Annotated in this window: 19 protein-coding genes; 11 read left to right on the top strand and 8 right to left on the bottom strand. The window is 41.2% G+C overall.

The window, feature by feature from the left end; translation table 11 throughout:
• Nucleotides 1–85 precede the first annotated feature (85 nt).
• On the bottom strand, nucleotides 86–1,036 hold the full coding sequence (locus tag ACPUEN_RS15255; RefSeq protein WP_425636758.1) for a pyridoxal-phosphate dependent enzyme: 951 nt from the start codon (nucleotides 1,034–1,036) through the stop codon (nucleotides 86–88).
• A gap of 88 nt (nucleotides 1,037–1,124) precedes the next feature.
• Here ACPUEN_RS15255 and ACPUEN_RS15250 point away from each other — a divergent pair, with 88 nt between their 5' ends.
• Complete coding sequence (locus ACPUEN_RS15250) at nucleotides 1,125–1,793, top strand: peptidoglycan DD-metalloendopeptidase family protein (RefSeq protein ID WP_425636757.1); 669 nt, start codon at nucleotides 1,125–1,127, stop codon at nucleotides 1,791–1,793.
• Here ACPUEN_RS15250 and ACPUEN_RS15245 read toward each other — a convergent pair.
• A complete protein-coding gene (locus tag ACPUEN_RS15245; RefSeq protein WP_425636756.1) occupies nucleotides 1,790–2,560 on the bottom strand; it encodes a type III pantothenate kinase in 771 nt (256 codons plus the stop codon). The genes ACPUEN_RS15250 and ACPUEN_RS15245 overlap by 4 nt on opposite strands.
• A 62-nt stretch (nucleotides 2,561–2,622) precedes the next feature.
• Here ACPUEN_RS15245 and ACPUEN_RS15240 point away from each other — a divergent pair, with 62 nt between their 5' ends.
• The 3 genes from ACPUEN_RS15240 (at nucleotide 2,623) to ACPUEN_RS15230 (ending at nucleotide 4,116) form a co-directional block, all read left to right on the top strand.
• Nucleotides 2,623–3,102, top strand: coding sequence for a GNAT family N-acetyltransferase (locus ACPUEN_RS15240; protein ID WP_425636755.1), 480 nt, complete (start codon nucleotides 2,623–2,625; stop codon nucleotides 3,100–3,102).
• 84 nt (nucleotides 3,103–3,186) lie between these two features.
• On the top strand, nucleotides 3,187–3,654 hold the full coding sequence (locus ACPUEN_RS15235; protein WP_425636754.1) for an antitoxin Xre/MbcA/ParS toxin-binding domain-containing protein: 468 nt from the start codon (nucleotides 3,187–3,189) through the stop codon (nucleotides 3,652–3,654).
• A gap of 3 nt (nucleotides 3,655–3,657) precedes the next feature.
• Nucleotides 3,658–4,116 carry an RES family NAD+ phosphorylase gene (locus tag ACPUEN_RS15230; RefSeq protein ID WP_425636753.1) on the top strand — a complete coding sequence of 153 codons (459 nt, stop codon included), beginning with the start codon at nucleotides 3,658–3,660 and terminating at the stop codon, nucleotides 4,114–4,116.
• A gap of 97 nt (nucleotides 4,117–4,213) precedes the next feature.
• On the opposite strand, the gene guaB is transcribed toward ACPUEN_RS15230, so the two are convergent.
• The gene (gene guaB / locus ACPUEN_RS15225; protein ID WP_111609710.1) at nucleotides 4,214–5,692 is read right to left on the bottom strand and encodes an IMP dehydrogenase; all 1,479 of its coding nucleotides are present in this window, start codon (nucleotides 5,690–5,692) and stop codon (nucleotides 4,214–4,216) included.
• Nucleotides 5,693–5,896: 204 nt separating this feature from the next.
• Nucleotides 5,897–7,084 carry an RsmB/NOP family class I SAM-dependent RNA methyltransferase gene (locus ACPUEN_RS15220; protein WP_111610097.1) on the bottom strand — a complete coding sequence of 396 codons (1,188 nt, stop codon included), beginning with the start codon at nucleotides 7,082–7,084 and terminating at the stop codon, nucleotides 5,897–5,899.
• Nucleotides 7,085–7,247: 163 nt separating this feature from the next.
• Here ACPUEN_RS15220 and prmC point away from each other — a divergent pair, with 163 nt between their 5' ends.
• The 3 genes from prmC to ACPUEN_RS15205 are packed head-to-tail and all read left to right on the top strand — an operon-like array spanning nucleotide 7,248 to nucleotide 8,778.
• Nucleotides 7,248–8,081, top strand: coding sequence for a peptide chain release factor N(5)-glutamine methyltransferase (gene prmC, locus ACPUEN_RS15215; RefSeq protein WP_425636752.1), 834 nt, complete (start codon nucleotides 7,248–7,250; stop codon nucleotides 8,079–8,081).
• 29 nt (nucleotides 8,082–8,110) lie between these two features.
• Nucleotides 8,111–8,395 carry a class I tRNA ligase family protein gene (locus tag ACPUEN_RS15210; protein WP_425636751.1) on the top strand — a complete coding sequence of 95 codons (285 nt, stop codon included), beginning with the start codon at nucleotides 8,111–8,113 and terminating at the stop codon, nucleotides 8,393–8,395.
• Nucleotides 8,392–8,778, top strand: coding sequence for a magnesium citrate secondary transporter (locus ACPUEN_RS15205; RefSeq protein WP_425636750.1), 387 nt, complete (start codon nucleotides 8,392–8,394; stop codon nucleotides 8,776–8,778). Before ACPUEN_RS15210 ends, ACPUEN_RS15205 begins: the two co-directional genes overlap by 4 nt.
• On the opposite strand, the gene ACPUEN_RS15200 is transcribed toward ACPUEN_RS15205, so the two are convergent.
• Complete coding sequence (locus ACPUEN_RS15200) at nucleotides 8,732–9,346, bottom strand: thiamine pyrophosphokinase (protein ID WP_425636749.1); 615 nt, start codon at nucleotides 9,344–9,346, stop codon at nucleotides 8,732–8,734. The two genes, ACPUEN_RS15205 and ACPUEN_RS15200, sit on opposite strands and share 47 nt — an antisense overlap.
• On the bottom strand, nucleotides 9,346–10,338 hold the full coding sequence (locus ACPUEN_RS15195) for a dipeptidase (RefSeq protein ID WP_425636748.1): 993 nt from the start codon (nucleotides 10,336–10,338) through the stop codon (nucleotides 9,346–9,348). Before ACPUEN_RS15195 ends, ACPUEN_RS15200 begins: the two co-directional genes overlap by 1 nt.
• A 118-nt stretch (nucleotides 10,339–10,456) precedes the next feature.
• Here ACPUEN_RS15195 and ACPUEN_RS15190 point away from each other — a divergent pair, with 118 nt between their 5' ends.
• The 3 genes from ACPUEN_RS15190 (at nucleotide 10,457) to ACPUEN_RS15180 (ending at nucleotide 13,726) form a co-directional block, all read left to right on the top strand.
• Nucleotides 10,457–10,969 (top strand): 3-hydroxyanthranilate 3,4-dioxygenase, encoded by a 513-nt coding sequence (locus ACPUEN_RS15190; protein WP_425636747.1) that lies wholly within the window; start codon nucleotides 10,457–10,459, stop codon nucleotides 10,967–10,969.
• A gap of 101 nt (nucleotides 10,970–11,070) precedes the next feature.
• A complete protein-coding gene (gene kynU / locus ACPUEN_RS15185; RefSeq protein WP_425636746.1) occupies nucleotides 11,071–12,348 on the top strand; it encodes a kynureninase in 1,278 nt (425 codons plus the stop codon).
• A 25-nt stretch (nucleotides 12,349–12,373) separates the two neighbouring features.
• Nucleotides 12,374–13,726, top strand: a complete 1,353-nt coding sequence (locus ACPUEN_RS15180) for an FAD-dependent oxidoreductase (RefSeq protein WP_425636745.1) — start codon at nucleotides 12,374–12,376, stop codon at nucleotides 13,724–13,726.
• Between the two features lie 244 nt (nucleotides 13,727–13,970).
• Here ACPUEN_RS15180 and pheS read toward each other — a convergent pair whose 3' ends face one another.
• Nucleotides 13,971–14,999 carry a phenylalanine--tRNA ligase subunit alpha gene (gene pheS, locus ACPUEN_RS15175; RefSeq protein WP_425636744.1) on the bottom strand — a complete coding sequence of 343 codons (1,029 nt, stop codon included), beginning with the start codon at nucleotides 14,997–14,999 and terminating at the stop codon, nucleotides 13,971–13,973.
• Between the two features lie 279 nt (nucleotides 15,000–15,278).
• Between pheS and ACPUEN_RS15170 the strand changes: the two genes are divergently transcribed.
• The gene (locus tag ACPUEN_RS15170; RefSeq protein ID WP_425636743.1) at nucleotides 15,279–15,845 is read left to right on the top strand and encodes a fasciclin domain-containing protein; all 567 of its coding nucleotides are present in this window, start codon (nucleotides 15,279–15,281) and stop codon (nucleotides 15,843–15,845) included.
• A 56-nt stretch (nucleotides 15,846–15,901) separates the two neighbouring features.
• Here ACPUEN_RS15170 and ACPUEN_RS15165 read toward each other — a convergent pair whose 3' ends face one another.
• A complete protein-coding gene (locus ACPUEN_RS15165; RefSeq protein WP_425636742.1) occupies nucleotides 15,902–16,981 on the bottom strand; it encodes a BF3164 family lipoprotein in 1,080 nt (359 codons plus the stop codon).
• Nucleotides 16,982–17,095: the final 114 nt, after the last annotated feature.

Here is a 17,095-nt window from a genome sequence, read left to right as displayed (position 1 = left end):
GGTGACAGAAGACCGAAGTACCTCAACTCTAGTGTTTATAAGTTTTATCTATATGGCGTACTTTCAGACATGCATTTAGTTATTTCTAAAATGGCAACTTTCCCAAATCCACATTTCCTCCTGAAAGAATAATTCCAACTTGCTTACCTCTGAATCTATCCTGATTGGCAAGTAAAGCTGCCAAAGGAACAGCGCAGGAAGGTTCTATGACGATTTTCATACGCTCATAAATCAAGCGCATGGCTTCGATTATTTGAGGATCTGTAGCCAAAAGAATATCAGAAACATATTCCTTGATTAATTCGTAATTCAACACCCCAAGTGAGGTCAACAGGCCATCAGCAATCGTGTTGGGGCCAGTTTGTGGGATGATTTTGCCAGCATGAAAAGACTGGAACGCATCATCTGCCCCTTGAGGCTCGGCTGCGATTACCTCAATGTTTGAATTCAAATAATGAGCAGTCAAGGCTGTTCCACCCAATAATCCACCACCTCCCACCGGAGCCATGATGATATCTAAATTGTCTTGATCTTCTATTAGCTCCAAGGCACAGGTAGCCTGACCTTCGATTACATCCATAAAGTCGTATGGAGGAATAAAAGTAGCCCCGGTTTTTTCCACCACACTTTCCAAAGTTGTTTCTCTTGCCTTAAGATTTGGTTCACATTCAATGATTTCTCCACCATAGCCCTTGACGGCTTTCTTTTTGATCTCAGGAGCATTTGATGGCATGACGATGTATGCTGGAATTCCCGCAACTTTAGCAGCTCTGGCCAATGCAGCAGCGTGATTTCCACTACTATGAGTAGCTACGCCCTTTGCTTTCTGAGATTTGGAAAGTTTCATTACTGCATTTGCAGCACCCCGAGCTTTGAATGCGCCTACTTTCTGGAAGTTTTCACATTTGAAAAAAATCTCACAGCCAGCGATTTCATTAATTGCAGAAGAACTCAAGATGGGTGTTCTGTGAATAAATGGCTGTATGCGATCGTGCGCAGCTTGAATATCAGAAAGTGAAGGAAAAGTGGTTTGCATAGGTTGAAATTAATGAGAATATGAGAAAAGTGATTTAGAGATTAGAGAAATATCTCTTTACCTCAAAGATGATTTTTTATCTTCCCGCATGAATTGGAATGATATTGATTTTTTCCCAGTGATGGGCGAAAAATTGAGTATGGAAAATACGGTCAAGTTGGACTTTAGTCCCAGCAACCCAGATTTGGAGAGTTTAGACTTGTCAAATACCGCCGCATTTGACGAATATGTATCTCAACAAATCAAGAACTCTGGCAGCAAATATGGAGTAGGTGGATATCTGGAGCACAGGGCTATTTACCGTAGAAGTACTGTTTTTGCGACAGCAGAAGCTGATTTCAGAAATATTCATCTTGGCGTGGATATCTGGACTGAAGCCGGAGCACCGGTTTTTTCACCCTTTGACGGTAAGATTCACAGCTTTCAGGATAATGCTGGATTTGGGAATTATGGAGCTACAATAATCCTTGAGCATTATTTAAGCGGAAAAAAACTTTATTCCCTTTATGGGCATCTTTTTCTATCTGATCTCGATGGAATAGAAATAGGTCAAGAAATGAAGACAGGTGAATTACTCGCTCACGTAGGACCATTTCCAGAAAATGGTGATTGGCCTCCACATTTGCATTTCCAGCTGATGTGGGATATGATGGGAAATGTGGGTGATTTTCCAGGAGTTTGCTCTCAGCGAGAAGTGGAAAAATATCAGAAGATCTGTCCAGACCCTAATTTGATTTTGCGAAGCGAAGTGCTTTAGGAATTGGCTTTAGTAATCAATCGCAATCCTTCCAGCGTCAAGTTTCTATCGATTTCCTCAAAAACTTCTGTCAGCGGAGTCAAAACTGAAGAAAGCCCACCAGTAGCTATAATCTGAAATTTCTGTTGTGTTTCATTTTCTATCGATTCCAGCATTCCCTTCACCAAGCCTGTATATCCATATAAAATCCCCGCCTGAATCGCATGGATGGTATTTTGGCCCAGTGCCGATGCTGGCATTTTCAATTCAACTTCTGGGAGTTTAGATGTGTTCTGAAAAAGTGAGTTTAGTGCTGTTTTCAGTCCTGGGACGATATTCACACCAATTATTTCTCCTTTCGCGTTTACCACAGTAAACGTGAGTGCCGTACCAAAATCCACTATGATTAAGGCTTTTCTAACCTTCGAATATCCAGCCATCACATTGCACATCAAGTCGGTGCCGATTTCATTTGGCCGAAGGCTTTTTATAGGAAGCTTTTGAAAACTTGCGGGAGAAATTAGGTAAGGCTGAGTACCGAAGTAGTTTTCGCAGAAATGAAGAATCTGCTCATTGATCTCAGGTACAACCGAGCTGAAGCCAATTTGCTTTATATCTGAAGGACTGATTCCATGCTCCAAAAAATACATGGGCACTTTCTTATGAAGTTGAGCCGCGAACTTGGAGGAATGTGTATCGATTCGGAAATGATTTTTCCAACTTTCACTCGCTTCATCATACAGCGCAAAAACCACATTTGAATTGCCGGCATCTATTGCTAAAAACATTGTTTCTCGGATTTGATTAAATTAGCCTTTCCCAAAATTAATCGGATTTATAAACTTTGAACATGTATACGCTAAGAGAAGGAAAAATCGAGGATTTATCTCGTGCATTGGAATTAATAAATGAGTTGGCACTTTATGAGAAAGCCCCTGAGCAGGTGACCAATACGCTTGCGATGATGGAAAAAGATGGATTTGGTGAAAATCCTGTTTTCGGGATGTTTGTTTGCATGAAAAATGAGACATCAGAAATTGTGGGCCTTGCGATTTACTATTATAGATATAGCACCTGGAAGGGAAAAAGGATTTACCTGGAAGATCTGGTCGTAACTCAGTCGGAGCGGGGAAATGGAGCGGGGAAATTGCTTTTTGATCGTATCATGAAGAAAGGGCTGGAAGAAAATTGCACCGGAATGATGTGGCAAGTGCTCGACTGGAATGAGCCTGCCATCAATTTTTATAGGAAATATGGTGCTGACCTTGAAGCGGGATGGTTAAATGCCCATTTGCAGGATTATGAGATTAAAAAACTTCTGAAAGAGTAGTGAATAAAAATATTGCAAATACGATATGGGAATATTGTATTTGCAATATAAAATAGTAACTTAGTGTGAGTTAAATGATTAGCCATGACACACACTTGGAAAATATCGTTTGGTGAAGCGGGAGCTAAGACCATACACACGGGTAATGATTCATATTATTTCTTCCAAGAGGCTATTTCTATGGCGAGTGAGCCAGCCGCAGTTTATGATTTGGCGGTTACTTTTCAGGACACAGGAGAGATTTTTGATTTTTTGGATTTTACGCAGCAGGATGTATCAGATATGCTGGAAGTAGACCCGAGTACGCTTTCACGCTGGCGCAAAGAGGACAAAAAACTCAATAAAATACTTACTAAGAGTATACTAGAGATGGATCAAGTGATCGCTAAAGGCGTCAGGATCTTTGGTTCGGAGGAGTTGCTTTCCCAATGGCTTCACACTGAGAATATTTCCCTAGGCGATCAAAAGCCAGCTACCCTTATGAAGAATCCTTATGGGATAGGTCGCGTGGATGAGGCGATGGAGGCGATGTCTTGGGGAGCGATGCTATAGGTTGTGAAGTATTTTAGGCTGATCGAAAATATAGGAGGTAGAGGCTCACTAGGATACGGGCTAGGGGCTGGAAGGTGGAATGAATATGGTACACCTGTTATCTACGGATGCAGTATCTCATCACTTAATTTCCTCGAGCTTTTGAGTATTAAAGGGGCCGTGGTTACTCAGAGTAAATGGAAGTTAGTCCTCCTTGAAATTCAAACCCCAATACCGGAACTAGAGGCTGGTCTTTTGCCTACTGATTGGAAAAATAGGCCTCATCCAAAATCAACTCAGGAGTTTGGAACAGCTTGGGCAAAAGGCATGATTTCTCCCGTTCTGAAAATCCCATCCTGTCGAATTCCTCTTAATAGCTATCCCAGCGAGCATAATCTTCTCATCAACCCCCTTCACCCAGATTTCAATACTGTGGTAAAAGTTGTTGAAGAATGGGATGTAAGTTTTGAGGTGAACTCCTGAGAGTAGAAGATTATAAAATTGGAAGATTGACAAATTGAATCGCTCTAAAACAAAAAACCGACGATTGCCGGTTTCTTGTTTTATATAAAATAGCTTTTTATCCTTTCACGCTATAATTAGGAGCTTCTCGAGTTACAGATACGTCGTGTGGATGCGATTCTTTTACACCAGCAGCTGTGATTTTCACAAACCTACCGTTCTTCTGGAGGTCTTCGATAGTCTGAGTACCGCAGTAACCCATACCTGCCTGAAGCCCTCCAACTAGTTGGTAAAGAACTTCAGAAACTAACCCTTTGAAAGGAACACGTCCCACGATTCCTTCTGGAACCAATTTTTTGATGTTGTCCTCAGCATCTTGGAAGTAACGGTCTTTAGAACCAGATTCCATCGCTTCCAAAGAGCCCATTCCTCGGTAGGACTTGAATTTTCTTCCTTGGAAAATGATCATTTCTCCCGGAGCTTCCTCTGTTCCTGCTAGCAAAGAGCCAATCATAATCGAACTTCCACCTGCGGCGATAGCTTTCACCAAATCACCAGAATACCGAATACCACCATCTGCGATGACAGGAACTCCACGGCCTTTCAAAGCCTCGGAACATTCAAATACCGCTGATAATTGAGGAACACCTACACCTGCAATGATTCTAGTTGTGCAAATAGACCCTGGACCTACGCCAACTTTAACAGCATCTGCGCCTGCATCGGCAAGAGCAATTGCCGCTTCAGGTGTAGCAATATTTCCAACGATAACTTCCAACTCAGGGAAGGCATCTTTAATTTTTCTACAAGTTTCAATTACTCCTTTAGAATGGCCATGAGCAGTATCAATTGAAACTACGTCGACTCCTGCATTTTTCAATGCCTCAACTCTCTCTACAATATCCGCAGTCACACCTACTGCCGCTCCTACACGAAGTCTTCCAAACTCATCTTTACACGCATTTGGCTTGTCTTTTCTTTTCAGAATATCCTTGTATGTAATCAAGCCTGTTAGCTTGTTTTCATCATCTACTATTGGAAGTTTCTCGATTTTATATTCCTGAAGTATCTCTTCTGCCTGCTCTAGCGATACGCCTGACTTAGCAGTGATCAAATTATCAACCGTCATGATCTCCCGAATAGGACGCTCCTGATCTTTGATGAATCGAAGGTCACGGTTGGTGATGATTCCTTTTAAAACTTTATTTTCATCAACAACTGGAATACCACCGATACTGAATTCACGCATGATAGACTCGGCATCCTTCACTTTGGCGCTGATATGAAGCGTGATAGGATCAAGGATCATACCTGCCTGAGAACGCTTTACTTTGCGCACTTGTGCAGCCTGTTGCTCGATAGTCATGTTCTTGTGAACGAATCCTAGACCACCTTCAAGGGCTATGGCAATAGCCAATTCGGCTTCGGTAACCGTGTCCATAGCAGCGGAAACCAAAGGAATGTTTAACCTGATTTTCTTGGTGAGTTGGGTAGAGGTATTCGTGTCGCGTGGAAGGACTTCTGAATAACCTGGGACTAAAAGCACGTCGTCGTAGGTGAGTGCTTCGTAAAGGAACTTATCTGAATTTGTATTCATGGCAAATATTGGTATGAGGTAACCCTATTTGCCCGTCAAAGTTACACACAAAATTCAATGCCAAACTAATCACCTCCAAAATAAATTTGGAATACCTTCCTATTTCTGGATTAAACCAAATATGAGGGCAGAATACTAATAGTGTGAAACTGAATTTTGTGTGTATTTAGATTCATTAACGCGACTGTGAAGTAGTCCGAAAACTTACTTCTTCTGTAGTCTTGCGATGTAGAATCCATCAAAGCCACTTTCCTGAGCAAGCACTTTCTGATCCTCGATCAATGTAAAGTCTTTGCCAGCTTCGCTTTCAAGAAATTTTGCGATTTGATCCTGGTTTTCTGATGGCAAAATACTGCAAGTAGCATAGACCATTTGTCCTCCTGGCTTGACCATGGATGGATAACTTTGGAGGATTTCCTGTTGTGTTTGACGTACTTTCTCTATAGACTCTTCGCTGAGTTTCCATTTGGTATCTGGATTTCTACGAAGTACACCAAGTCCAGAACAAGGAACGTCCAATAGTAATCTATCAGCCGTTTCTTTCATTCGTTTGATCGTTTTTGAGCCTTCAATCACTTTTCGCTCGATAATCGCAACACCATCACGACGAGCTCTTAACTTGGTTTGCTGTAGTTTCCATTCCTCCACGTCCATAGACAGAACTTTTCCTTTATTCTGCATCAAAGCTGCGATATGAAGGGATTTTCCTCCTGCACCAGCACAGGCATCAATCACTCGCATTCCTGGCTCAACTGCTAATGCTTGAGCCACCAGTTGCGAAGAGGCATCCTGCACTTCAAACATTCCTTCTTTGAAAGCTGGGTTACGGAATACATTGGTACGCTCATCCAAGATCAACGCATCTGGATAACCTTTGATGATATGTGTATGGATATTGTCCTCGGCCAGTCTGTTTTTGAGCTGCTCACGAGTGATTTTCAACGTATTGACACGTAACACCACTTGAGCTTCCTGATTTAAACTGTGGATTTCTGCTTCCCATTTATCTCCCAATTCCTTTTTTCCTAGCTCAAAAAGCCAATCAGGAACTGATTCCAACTTAGCGGGATCATCCAGTTTCTCGTATTTTTCTTGAATCTTGTCAGGATTGATTTTTGAGAACTCTTCCCAAGGCGGAAGACTATGTCCCTGCATCAGCCAATATGTCGCAAAAAGATCATACGGCTCCTTGCTTGGGCTCAAATAGTTTATAAGACGCCACCAACGAACCATCTCATAAGTAGTCTCTGCGATAAAAGATCGATCACGTGCACCCCATTTTGGGTTTGACTTTAACGTGCGCTCTATTACTTTATCAGCGTACTGACCTTCTTCAAAAATGGCTGCAAGTGCGGTATGAACTCCGCGGATGGTATTGTTGTGTAACTTCATAAGAAATAAATTCTGCACAAAGGTAGTTTTTCTTTCTGAGTCTGTCAGAATGAGATTTTTTAAACTAGCTGAGAAGGGCATTAAAGTCAGCTGATCTTAGCTTCTAAAATAGATTCATGGTTTTGATACCTTTGCCTTTTAATTTTCTAATCCCCCTAGATCCATGTCCACCTTTCAAGCGCTTATTTCCTCGTGGGCTTCCGAACTTTCTATCTATGAAAAGCAGGAGGCCGAATCATTGGTGAGCTGGCTGTTGGAGCATCATCTGGGATGGAGAAGAACGCAGATTTTGGATGAGGCCGATGATTCTTCATTTCCACAACAGCTTTTTGGTGATTTCGAGCGATTGAAGACTGGCAAGCCTATTCAATATATAATGGGAAAAGGACCCTTTTACGGAAGAGATTTTTTTGTCTCAGCAGCTACTTTGATCCCAAGAAATGAAACCGAGGAACTAGTGCATCTGATCATCAAAGAGAATCCGAAAGCTGGGTTAAGAATTTTGGACATAGGGACGGGAACGGGGTGCATCCCTATTTCATTGGCGCTTGAGATGAATAATCCAGAAGTTTACGCATTGGATATTTCTGAAGAAGCATTGAAAATTGCTATTCAAAATGCTGAAGCTTTGGGAGCAAAAGTGGCTTTCTCCACCTGCGATATTCTAAAACAAACCCCAGACGTATCGGATCTGGATATTTTGGTAAGCAATCCACCCTACATTCCTGAGCGGGAGAAAACTGATATGCATCGCAATGTGCTGGATTTTGAGCCTGGATTGGCTCTGTTTGTGAGTAATGAAGATCCACTGATTTTTTACAGAACCATCGCGAAAAAAGGAAAACACCTTCTAAAATCAGGAGGAAAACTGTATTTTGAAATCAATGAAAAGTACGGAATTCAAGTCGCAGAATTGATGAATGAGTTGGGGTACACTGAGGTAAAGGTTTTGAGGGATTTGAATGGGAAAGAAAGAATGGCATTTGGAAGACGTTAAATTTGAGTATCAAATACTTTAGTAGAAATATGAGCCAAAAGAAATGCCCCCATTGTGGAGAATGGTCAACTTGGACAAACAACTACGAGGATCGCTGTGAACATTGTGGAGAGTTACTATCTCCGATCGAACTAGAGCGCAAGGCAAAATTCATAGAGGAAAAAGATCGACAAGAAAAAGATTGGATGTTTTACATCAATCCAGAGGATTCAGAAATTAAAAAATTCTTTAAGAAATCAGGCAACCTATTTTATACCGTATTCATGGCTATCATGACTTTCATCATGTGGCTAATAGCCGCCTTACCTGGATGAGCATTATATTCAAAAATCCAATTTTCATATTCACCTCCTTAGCTTTTTGGACAAATCAATACCTTGAAAAATCGCTTGGAATCTATGTGCCTTTTTACCATTCATATGGCGATGATTTAATGGCAATGCCCGTAGTTTTTGGGATTTGCTTGCAATTGATGAGGTGGTGGCACCCGAAGCAGGGAGAACTCACCTTCGACACCAAGCAGGTGATCGTAGGTTTAGTGTATTTCTCTCTTGTGTTTGAAGTTCTGCTTCCCTTGAAATCATCTACTTACACTTCGGATCCACTGGATGTACTTTGTTATGTAATTGGAACTTTAGTTTTTCATAAGTTCATGAATAAACCTGCTCCCCGACCCAAAAAATCCCCGGCGCTTTAATCGTGGTAATTCCCTCTGGAATTTCCATCATTGTTGCATAGGTGATGGGCAAGATCAATTCACCGTTTTCATTTTGAATCTGCACGGGCATACCTTCTTTGCCATGAATATGGATACTGCTTTCCGCAAACCATTTTTTGAATTCTCCCGATTTCACAGGATAATATTTCCAATCTCCATCAAGAATTGTCAGATTGATCTGCTCTAGTTGGTCTTGTAAGTCAAGTGCTTTTAGATGAGAGATTCCCACCAAATGAACGGCTTTATGCTCTGTGGAAAGCAAATAATCAAGTCCCGTTTGCAAGTAGGCTTCATCCAAGGTCTTGATAAATTTCACAGGGTATTGCTCTTCCAGCAAGTGCTGATATTCTCTCTGGAATGCTTCTGAAGCTAAAATCACATCTATTTTGATTCCCCAACTCCGTACTTGATCTAGGGCCTTTTCGCTTACAAGCACCGTCGGCACCCATTCCAACAACGGGGAAACTTGATCAAATCGAACCTGATCCACTTCCAGAATTAGCACGGCTGGCTCCTGTTTATCTTTGACGAAATGATGTGAGGACATTATAACTGCATTTTTCTATAGAATTCTAGCGCATTTCTATAGGCCAAGCCTTCCAAGTCTTCCGGGCTCAACTTATCTTCCAGACTTTTGAGAAGTGAAGGATATTTTCCAGCATTCTCCACAAGAGGAAAATAGAAAGGAATACGTGATGGATCTCCAAAATCAATGGTATAAAAATAATCTGCTCCAAAGCAGATGGCTTTTTCGCCCCCAATTTGGAAGCCATGGAAAAGATGGTCAAATAGGCGCTCCGGCACTTCTGGATCGAGAAAAGCTCGAAGGAAATTCACTCCAATAATGCCTCCTCGATGAATGATTTCCTTTGCAAATTCATCGGTAAGATTCCTTGGATGATTCCAGATTTCCCGGAAGTTTGAGTGACTGGCAATTACTGGAATACCCAGTTGATTAGTATCGATATGGTTCAAAATACCCTCCGCAAGCAAATCCGAGGTATGTGAAAGATCAATTGGAATGCTTTTGCCCGCCATGTAATCCAACAGCTTTTTCCCGTCATCCTTCAGCCCTATTCCTTCAGTGTAATTTCCGCCTCCAAAGCGATTTTCTGTATGATGTGTCAAGCTGATGTAGGCAAGAGATTTCACCTGTTCCAGAATAAAATCAAACTGACCGTAGATTTCCTCCCAACTCGCATCTTCATCACCGAACCCTGCCGCATTTTCGACTGAAGCTTTTATCCCAACACAGTTTTGCTTGTCCCAGTTTTGAAGAAAACCTGCGTCTGCAAATGTTAAATCACTGTCATACTTCTCCAACAATTCAGAGAAAATCAGAGCTTGGCGCTTGGCCAAATTCATGCTTTCTGGCCTCACGTCTGTGTAGATGGCTAAAATCTGCATCCGTACATTTCCTTCTTGAAGCCAAGGAATAGCGCATGCGATTTCGCCTTTTTCGTAAGGATTTGCACTAGGAATTTTTGCCAGATAGGACAGCAAATCACAATGTGTATCGATTATGGGGAGGCTCATCATTTTTGGGGGTTAAGGCAAAGTAAGCCAAAAAAACGTATGTTTTTTAATACTTTTAGGGTGCATTACTATGATAGTAATCATCAAATAGATTTTTAATCTCACCTGAAAAATAAGCAATATGGCCTTAGCTCAACCTTTCAACTTCAAAAAATGGATAGATGAAAATAGACATCTACTCAAGCCCCCTATTGGAAATCAGCAAGTTTACAAAGGCAATGATGACTTCATCGTCATGGTCGTAGGTGGTCCAAATTCCCGAAAGGACTATCATTCGAACGAGGGGGAAGAATTCTTCTATCAGATTGAAGGCGATATTGTCCTTAAAGTAATCGAGGACGGCAAGCCAAAGGACATTCATATCCGTGAAGGTGAAATATTCCTACTTCCTTCAAAAGTACCTCACTCTCCCCGTCGTCCGGCAAATACAATTGGTTTGGTGATTGAGCGCTACAGGAGAGCTGGGGAAGTGGATGGTTTTATCTGGCACTGTGAAAACTGCGGGGAAAAGCTCTATGAGGAATTTTTCGAAGTAACTAACATCGTTACCCAGCTTCCACCTGTCCAAGAGAGGTTTTGGGGAAACCCTGATCACACTACCTGCAAAAACTGCGGAACAGTAATGGAGAAATAGAGTTTTACAGTTGAAAGGTTAGAAAGTAGCAAAGTTGAAAAGTTACTACCTGCTATTTTCACAAGTATCTATTACATGTTTACAACCCAAATATTACAAAAATGAATTACCAATATTCAGCTGAATTTGCTCGTGAAATGGATGAGAATGATTCTCTTTCACATTTTAGGGACAGGTTTCTTTTTCCTAAAGTAGATGGAAAAGATGCCATCTATCTCTGCGGAAATTCACTGGGCTTACAACCCAAATCAGCTAAGGATTACATAGGCAAAGAATTGGTAAACTGGGCTGAAATGGCAGTGGATGGGCATTTTCATGGAGAAGATGCCTGGATGTTTGTTAAGCAAAAATCAAAACCGGCACTTGCGGAGATAGTTGGAGCTCATGAGCATGAAGTAGTCGCTATGAACAACTTATCAGTAAACCTGCATTTGCTGATGGTTTCATTTTACCAGCCAACTAAGGAACGATATAAGATCATCGTAGAAGCCGGGGCCTTTCCTTCCGATCAATACATGCTGGAAACTCAGGTGAAATTTCATGGTCTTTTACCCGAAGAGGTGATTGTAGAGCTCAAACCACGAGAAGGTGAGCATACACTTCGTACGGAGGATATTTTAGCAGAAATAAGAAATCAGGGTGATTCCCTGGCGATGGTGAATATGTCGGGTTTGCAATATTATACCGGGCAGGTTTTTGACATGAAAGCCATTTCTGCGGCAGCCCATGAAGTGGGAGCTTATGCGGGATTTGACTTGGCTCACGCAGTGGGAAACGCACCTCTGAGCCTCCATGATTGGGATGTGGATTTCGCTACTTGGTGCAGTTATAAATACATGAATTCAGGCCCAGGAAACGTTTCAGGGGTATTTATCCATGAGCGTTTTGCTGAGCGCCCAGATATGAATCGTTTTGCTGGCTGGTGGGGACATGATCAGGAGCAGCGCTTCAAAATGGAAAAGGGATTTATCCCTATGCATGGAGCAGACGGATGGCAGCTTTCCAATTCGGATATTATTGGTTTGGCAGTTCATCAGGCATCCTTGGATATTTTTCAGGAAGCAGGAATTGCAAACTTGAGAAGAAAATCTGAACAGCTGACAGCATATTTAACCTATTTAATCGAAGAAATCAGTGGAAATTCAGGGGTTTTGGAAATTATTACTCCTAAAAATCCTGCGGAAAGAGGCTGTCAGTTATCTTTGCTCATTCATCGCGGAGGCAAGGCTGTATTCGATGAATGGTATAAATACGGAGTAGTAGGCGACTGGCGCAATCCAAATGTGATCCGCTTGGCACCTACACCGCTCTATAACAGCTTCCTAGACGTGTTCCGATTTGCACAGATTTTGGAACATTCTCTGAAGAAATTCGCTTAAAGGAAGCGTGGATAAAACAATCCAAATGGAAAAGAACCAAGTTACCGTATTAGGAGCCGGATTAATCGGATCCCTTATGGCGATATATCTGAAGCGTCAAGGCTTAGAAGTGGATGTCTACGACAAGAGGCCTGACAAACGTAAATCAACCTTCGAGGAAGGCAAAAGATCCATCAATATGGCGCTTAGTCACCGCGGTTGGAAGGCATTAGAGGAAGTTGGATTGAAAGATAAAGTGATGCCTTTGGCTATACCTATGTATGGTCGCAAGGTTCATGATGAACATGGAGTAACTAGGTTTATTTCCTACGGTAAAGAAAACCAAGCAATATATTCGCTTTCTAGAGGAAAATTCAACCAGCTCTTGGTAGAAGAAGGTGAAAAACTTGGTGCCAATTATCACTTCGAGCACAAATGTCTCGAAGTAAATTTCAATTCACAAGAAATTACATTCCAAACACCATCAGGAGAAGATAAGATTAAAGCTCCAGTCTTATTTGGATCTGATGGCGCATACTCATCGCTTAGATTAGCGATGCAAAAGCAAATCCGCTTCAACTACAAGCAGGAATACATCACGCACGAATACAAGGAATTAACTATTCCGGCTACTGCTGATGGTGAATTCGCCATGGATCCAAATGCCTTGCATATTTGGCCAAGAGGCAAGTTTATGCTAATTGCCCTTCCAAATCCTGATAAGACGTTTACTTGTACTTTGTTTTTACCACATAGTGGTACCAAAGTATGTTTTGACAAAATCAATGACGAGCATGATCTGGAGATCTTGTTCTCAAATTACTTTGATGATGCATATCAGTTGATGCCAAACTTAATGACGGAGTTTTTTGCTAACCCTACTTCGGCGTTGATTAATGTGGAATGTTTCCCATGGGTTCAGGGCACAAGTTTGCTGATGGGAGATGCAAGTCATGCGATGGTTCCTTTCTATGGTCAAGGCATGAATTGTGGCTTCGAGGATTGCTCCATTTTGAATGGTTTGATCGATAAGTTCGGGACAAATTCCTGGGATTTGGTTTTTGAGAAATTCCAGAAAAAGCGTAAAGTAGATACAGATGCTATCTGCCAATTGGCGATGGAGAATTTCGAAGAAATGAGTGATTCTGTTGCCGATCCAAAATTTATCCTTCGGAAAAAAATCGAGGCTAAACTGTATGAATTGTATCCAAATGATTGGGTTCCGTTGTATTCTATGGTGACTTTCACAGATATGCGATATTCTGAGGCTTATGCCCAAGGAAAGCTGCAGAAAGCAATAATGGATAAAGTCATGGCCGATCCGCTGATTACAGAAAACTGGAATAAACTCGACTACGAGGATATTATCTATAAAATGGAAACAGCTAAAGCGGTGTAATTTTTTAACCGCAGGGCATGCTGAGTCCCGATAGCCATCGGTAGCGCAGAGAAGGCACAGAGGAAAAACAGGTTCAGGTCGGTAGGTTTGGACCTGTTTTTTTGTCGAAAATTTAGTTTCTTCTGCTAGCTTTACGAAAAGCAATTTTCCTGCTTAACCTAAAGCTCCATATGCGCCTTCTTCGGAAAGCTCTGTGGTCTCTACGATTAAGAAAAAAGGCGCTGATCTCTCAACGCCTTAGCTTTTATAAAACCGTCCTGAATTGCCTCAGGAATCGCACATCATTTTCGGTAAATAATCGAAGATCTTTGATTTGATATTTCAGCATGGCTATTCGCTCTATGCCCATACCGAAGGCAAAACCGGTATATTTCTTAGAATCAATCCCACAGTTCTCCAAGACATTAGGATCTACCATTCCGGATCCTCCGATCTCTACCCAGCCGCTGCCTTTGCAGACATTACAGCCTTTGCCTCCACAGATAAGACAGGTGATGTCTATCTCTGCACTAGGTTCAGTGAATGGGAAATAAGAAGGCCTGAATCGTACTTTCGTTTCTTTGCCAAACATCTCTTTGGCGAAATGATAAAGCGTGTTTTTCAAATCTGCGAAACCAACATTCTCATCCACATACAATCCTTCCACTTGGTGGAAAATACAATGTGCACGAGCTGAAATAGCTTCATTTCTATACACTCTTCCTGGAGAAAGGGTACGAATCGGAGGTTTCTGGTTTTCCATCACTCTCACCTGTACCGATGAAGTGTGTGTTCTTAAAGCGATATCAGGATTCTTTTCAATAAAGAAAGTGTCCTGCATCTCACGAGCCGGATGATTTTCAGGGAAATTCAACGCGGTGAAATTATGCCAATCGTCTTCAATCTCTGGACCTTCGGAAAGGTTGAATCCTATCCTCTCAAAAATATCAATGATACGCTGACGGGTAGCAGTCAGTGGATGGATTCCTCCCAAACTTTGATTGGAAGGAGGTAGGGTCAAATCAATATCAGCTGATTTTGACTTCTTATTTGCTTGGTTGACTTTCTCGATCAGCTCTTGGAATTTCTCTTCAGCCAGTTGCTTCACGCCATTAACCAACTGTCCATAGACTCTTTTCTCTTCATTTGGGATTTTTCCCATGCCTGCAAAAAGCTCTCCCATAACAGATTTTTTGGAGATATACTCCATTCTATAGGCTTCCAATTCTTCTGGATTACTGGCATCTGCTGCCGCAATAGCAGTTTTGATCGCTTCGATTTTCTCTTGGTACATGGGATTCAAATTATTCGATGGGCAAAGCTACCAATTTTGAGGTCTTTTGGAAAGCCTAAAACCTGTCTTTAGACTTGCAAATCCCAACAGATCAGAAAATTTTTAAAAGGAAACAAATCAAAAGGCCTGAAGGTAAATGACTGGAAGAAGTTCTGATGATCTCGTAAATCACATATCAAAATTCGTAAATTTTTTAATCTCTGTAAATCCAATCCCTCATTACCTCCCGTATCTCCTTCCAAATAAAGAAACCAAAAAAATCATCAAACTATCAAGATCATGAAAATTCAAAATTTCTTCAAAGTGGCTTTCGCAGCCTTCATTTTTCTTTCTGCAAACCTAGCTTTTGCTCAGATGGAAAAAACAAAAATGGTAGGTGGAGCAGAAATGTATCCTTCCAAAAACATCGTGGCAAATGCAGTGAATTCTGCAGATCACACCACATTAGTAGCGGCAGTTAAAGCAGCAGGCTTGGTAGAGACACTACAAGGAAAAGGTCCTTTTACTGTTTTTGCACCAGATAACATGGCTTTCGATAAGCTTCCTTCTGGAACGGTAGAGACACTATTGAAGCCAGAAAATAAGGCTACACTTCAAGGCGTTCTTACTTACCACGTGGTAGCTGGTAAAATGGGATCCAAAGAAATCGCAGCTGCGATCAAAAAAGGGGACGGCAAAGCTGTACTCACTACCGTTCAAGGCGGAAAACTGACTGCTTGGATGAAAGGTAAAGACCTATATATCACTGACGAAAACGGTGGACAATCTAAAGTTACAATTGCGGATGTATGGCAATCCAATGGGGTGATACACTCTGTAGATACAGTGGTTCTTCCTAAGATGTAATTGTTGCTTGTGACCCAATTACCGAGCCGGCTCCGAAAGGGGTCGGCTTTTTTTGTTTATAAAAGCACTGCTGGAATTTTAAAAACCGCTATCCCGGGATCTTCATCCGTGGTGAGTCCGTAGATTTTGCCAAGGGATTCGTCCACAGCAATTCCCCGAATTGATTGGTCAAGTTCCATTTTGGCTACCATTTCACCTTCATGAGTAAGGACATATACTGTTTCAGAATCTTTGCCTGTTAGTTGTATTTCCTTTTGACTTTGGCCGCTATAAAGGGCATAAATAAGATTTTCACCAACTGCAATATCTTTATACCCATATTTTTGATCCATTGGAATTACCAACGTTGTATTTGACCCAGATCCTGAAATAGTTGCAGGCGGAAGTTCCAATCGAGGTCCATCTATATTAATAAATGATTTGGTTTCATAATTAAAGATCTCTATTCTATCACGATACAAACTGGCTTTAACGAAAACTTTTTTTGCCGAATTTGATTTCAGCTTTCCTTTATTATAGGTGCTTAAAAGAAAATTGTCCATCTCTGGTCGTTCAGGAATTTGCTTCCATTCTCCGTAGCCACCAATTCGATTGCCATCAAAATCAAACTCGGTCAGTTTATTTGGACTATCTGCCATCAAACCTATAAATGTTCCATTATTAGTCAGATATACTGTATAGGCTAAGATCATATTTTCAGGTTGACGGAATTCCCGAATTGATAATCTTGATGTATCGAATAGATTAAATTGCGACATTTTTTTACTCATCACCGCATTAATCCAAAAAGTAGAATCAGATAGTCCAGGGTCGAAAATGTCGGAGTCTGAGATTTGACCTGGCCCCTCGCCAATAATTCCTTTGGAGGAGTAAAGTGAAAGAGGGTTTTTTCTAATTATATGAATCAAGGGTTTATCCGAAGAAATTCTATAGCTCTCCTGAATGATTAAAAATTCTCCTTTTTGGTCAATCTTTCTTGGATTAAGTATTTCCGGAAAGAAAACTTTTTCTCCTTTGAGTTGAAATATAGGTTTACCATTCCTTTCAAAATCGAAATTAGTATATGGTTTATTATTGGTACATCCCCATATACTCAGGATGAGGGTTAAAAGTAAAAATGTACGTGATCTTTTCATTCGAGTAGGTAAGAGAACACTTGAGAACACTTGAAAATTAGGACTGCTGTGATTTGCGTATTTAGGAATTTAACAAGTTCCATTTTTCAAAATAAAGGCTATCCCTAATATGAG

The sequence above is a fragment of the Algoriphagus yeomjeoni genome (assembly GCF_049821175.1).
GTDB classification, from domain to species: domain Bacteria; phylum Bacteroidota; class Bacteroidia; order Cytophagales; family Cyclobacteriaceae; genus Algoriphagus; species Algoriphagus yeomjeoni_A.
This window is presented reverse-complemented; position numbering and strand designations above follow the sequence as displayed.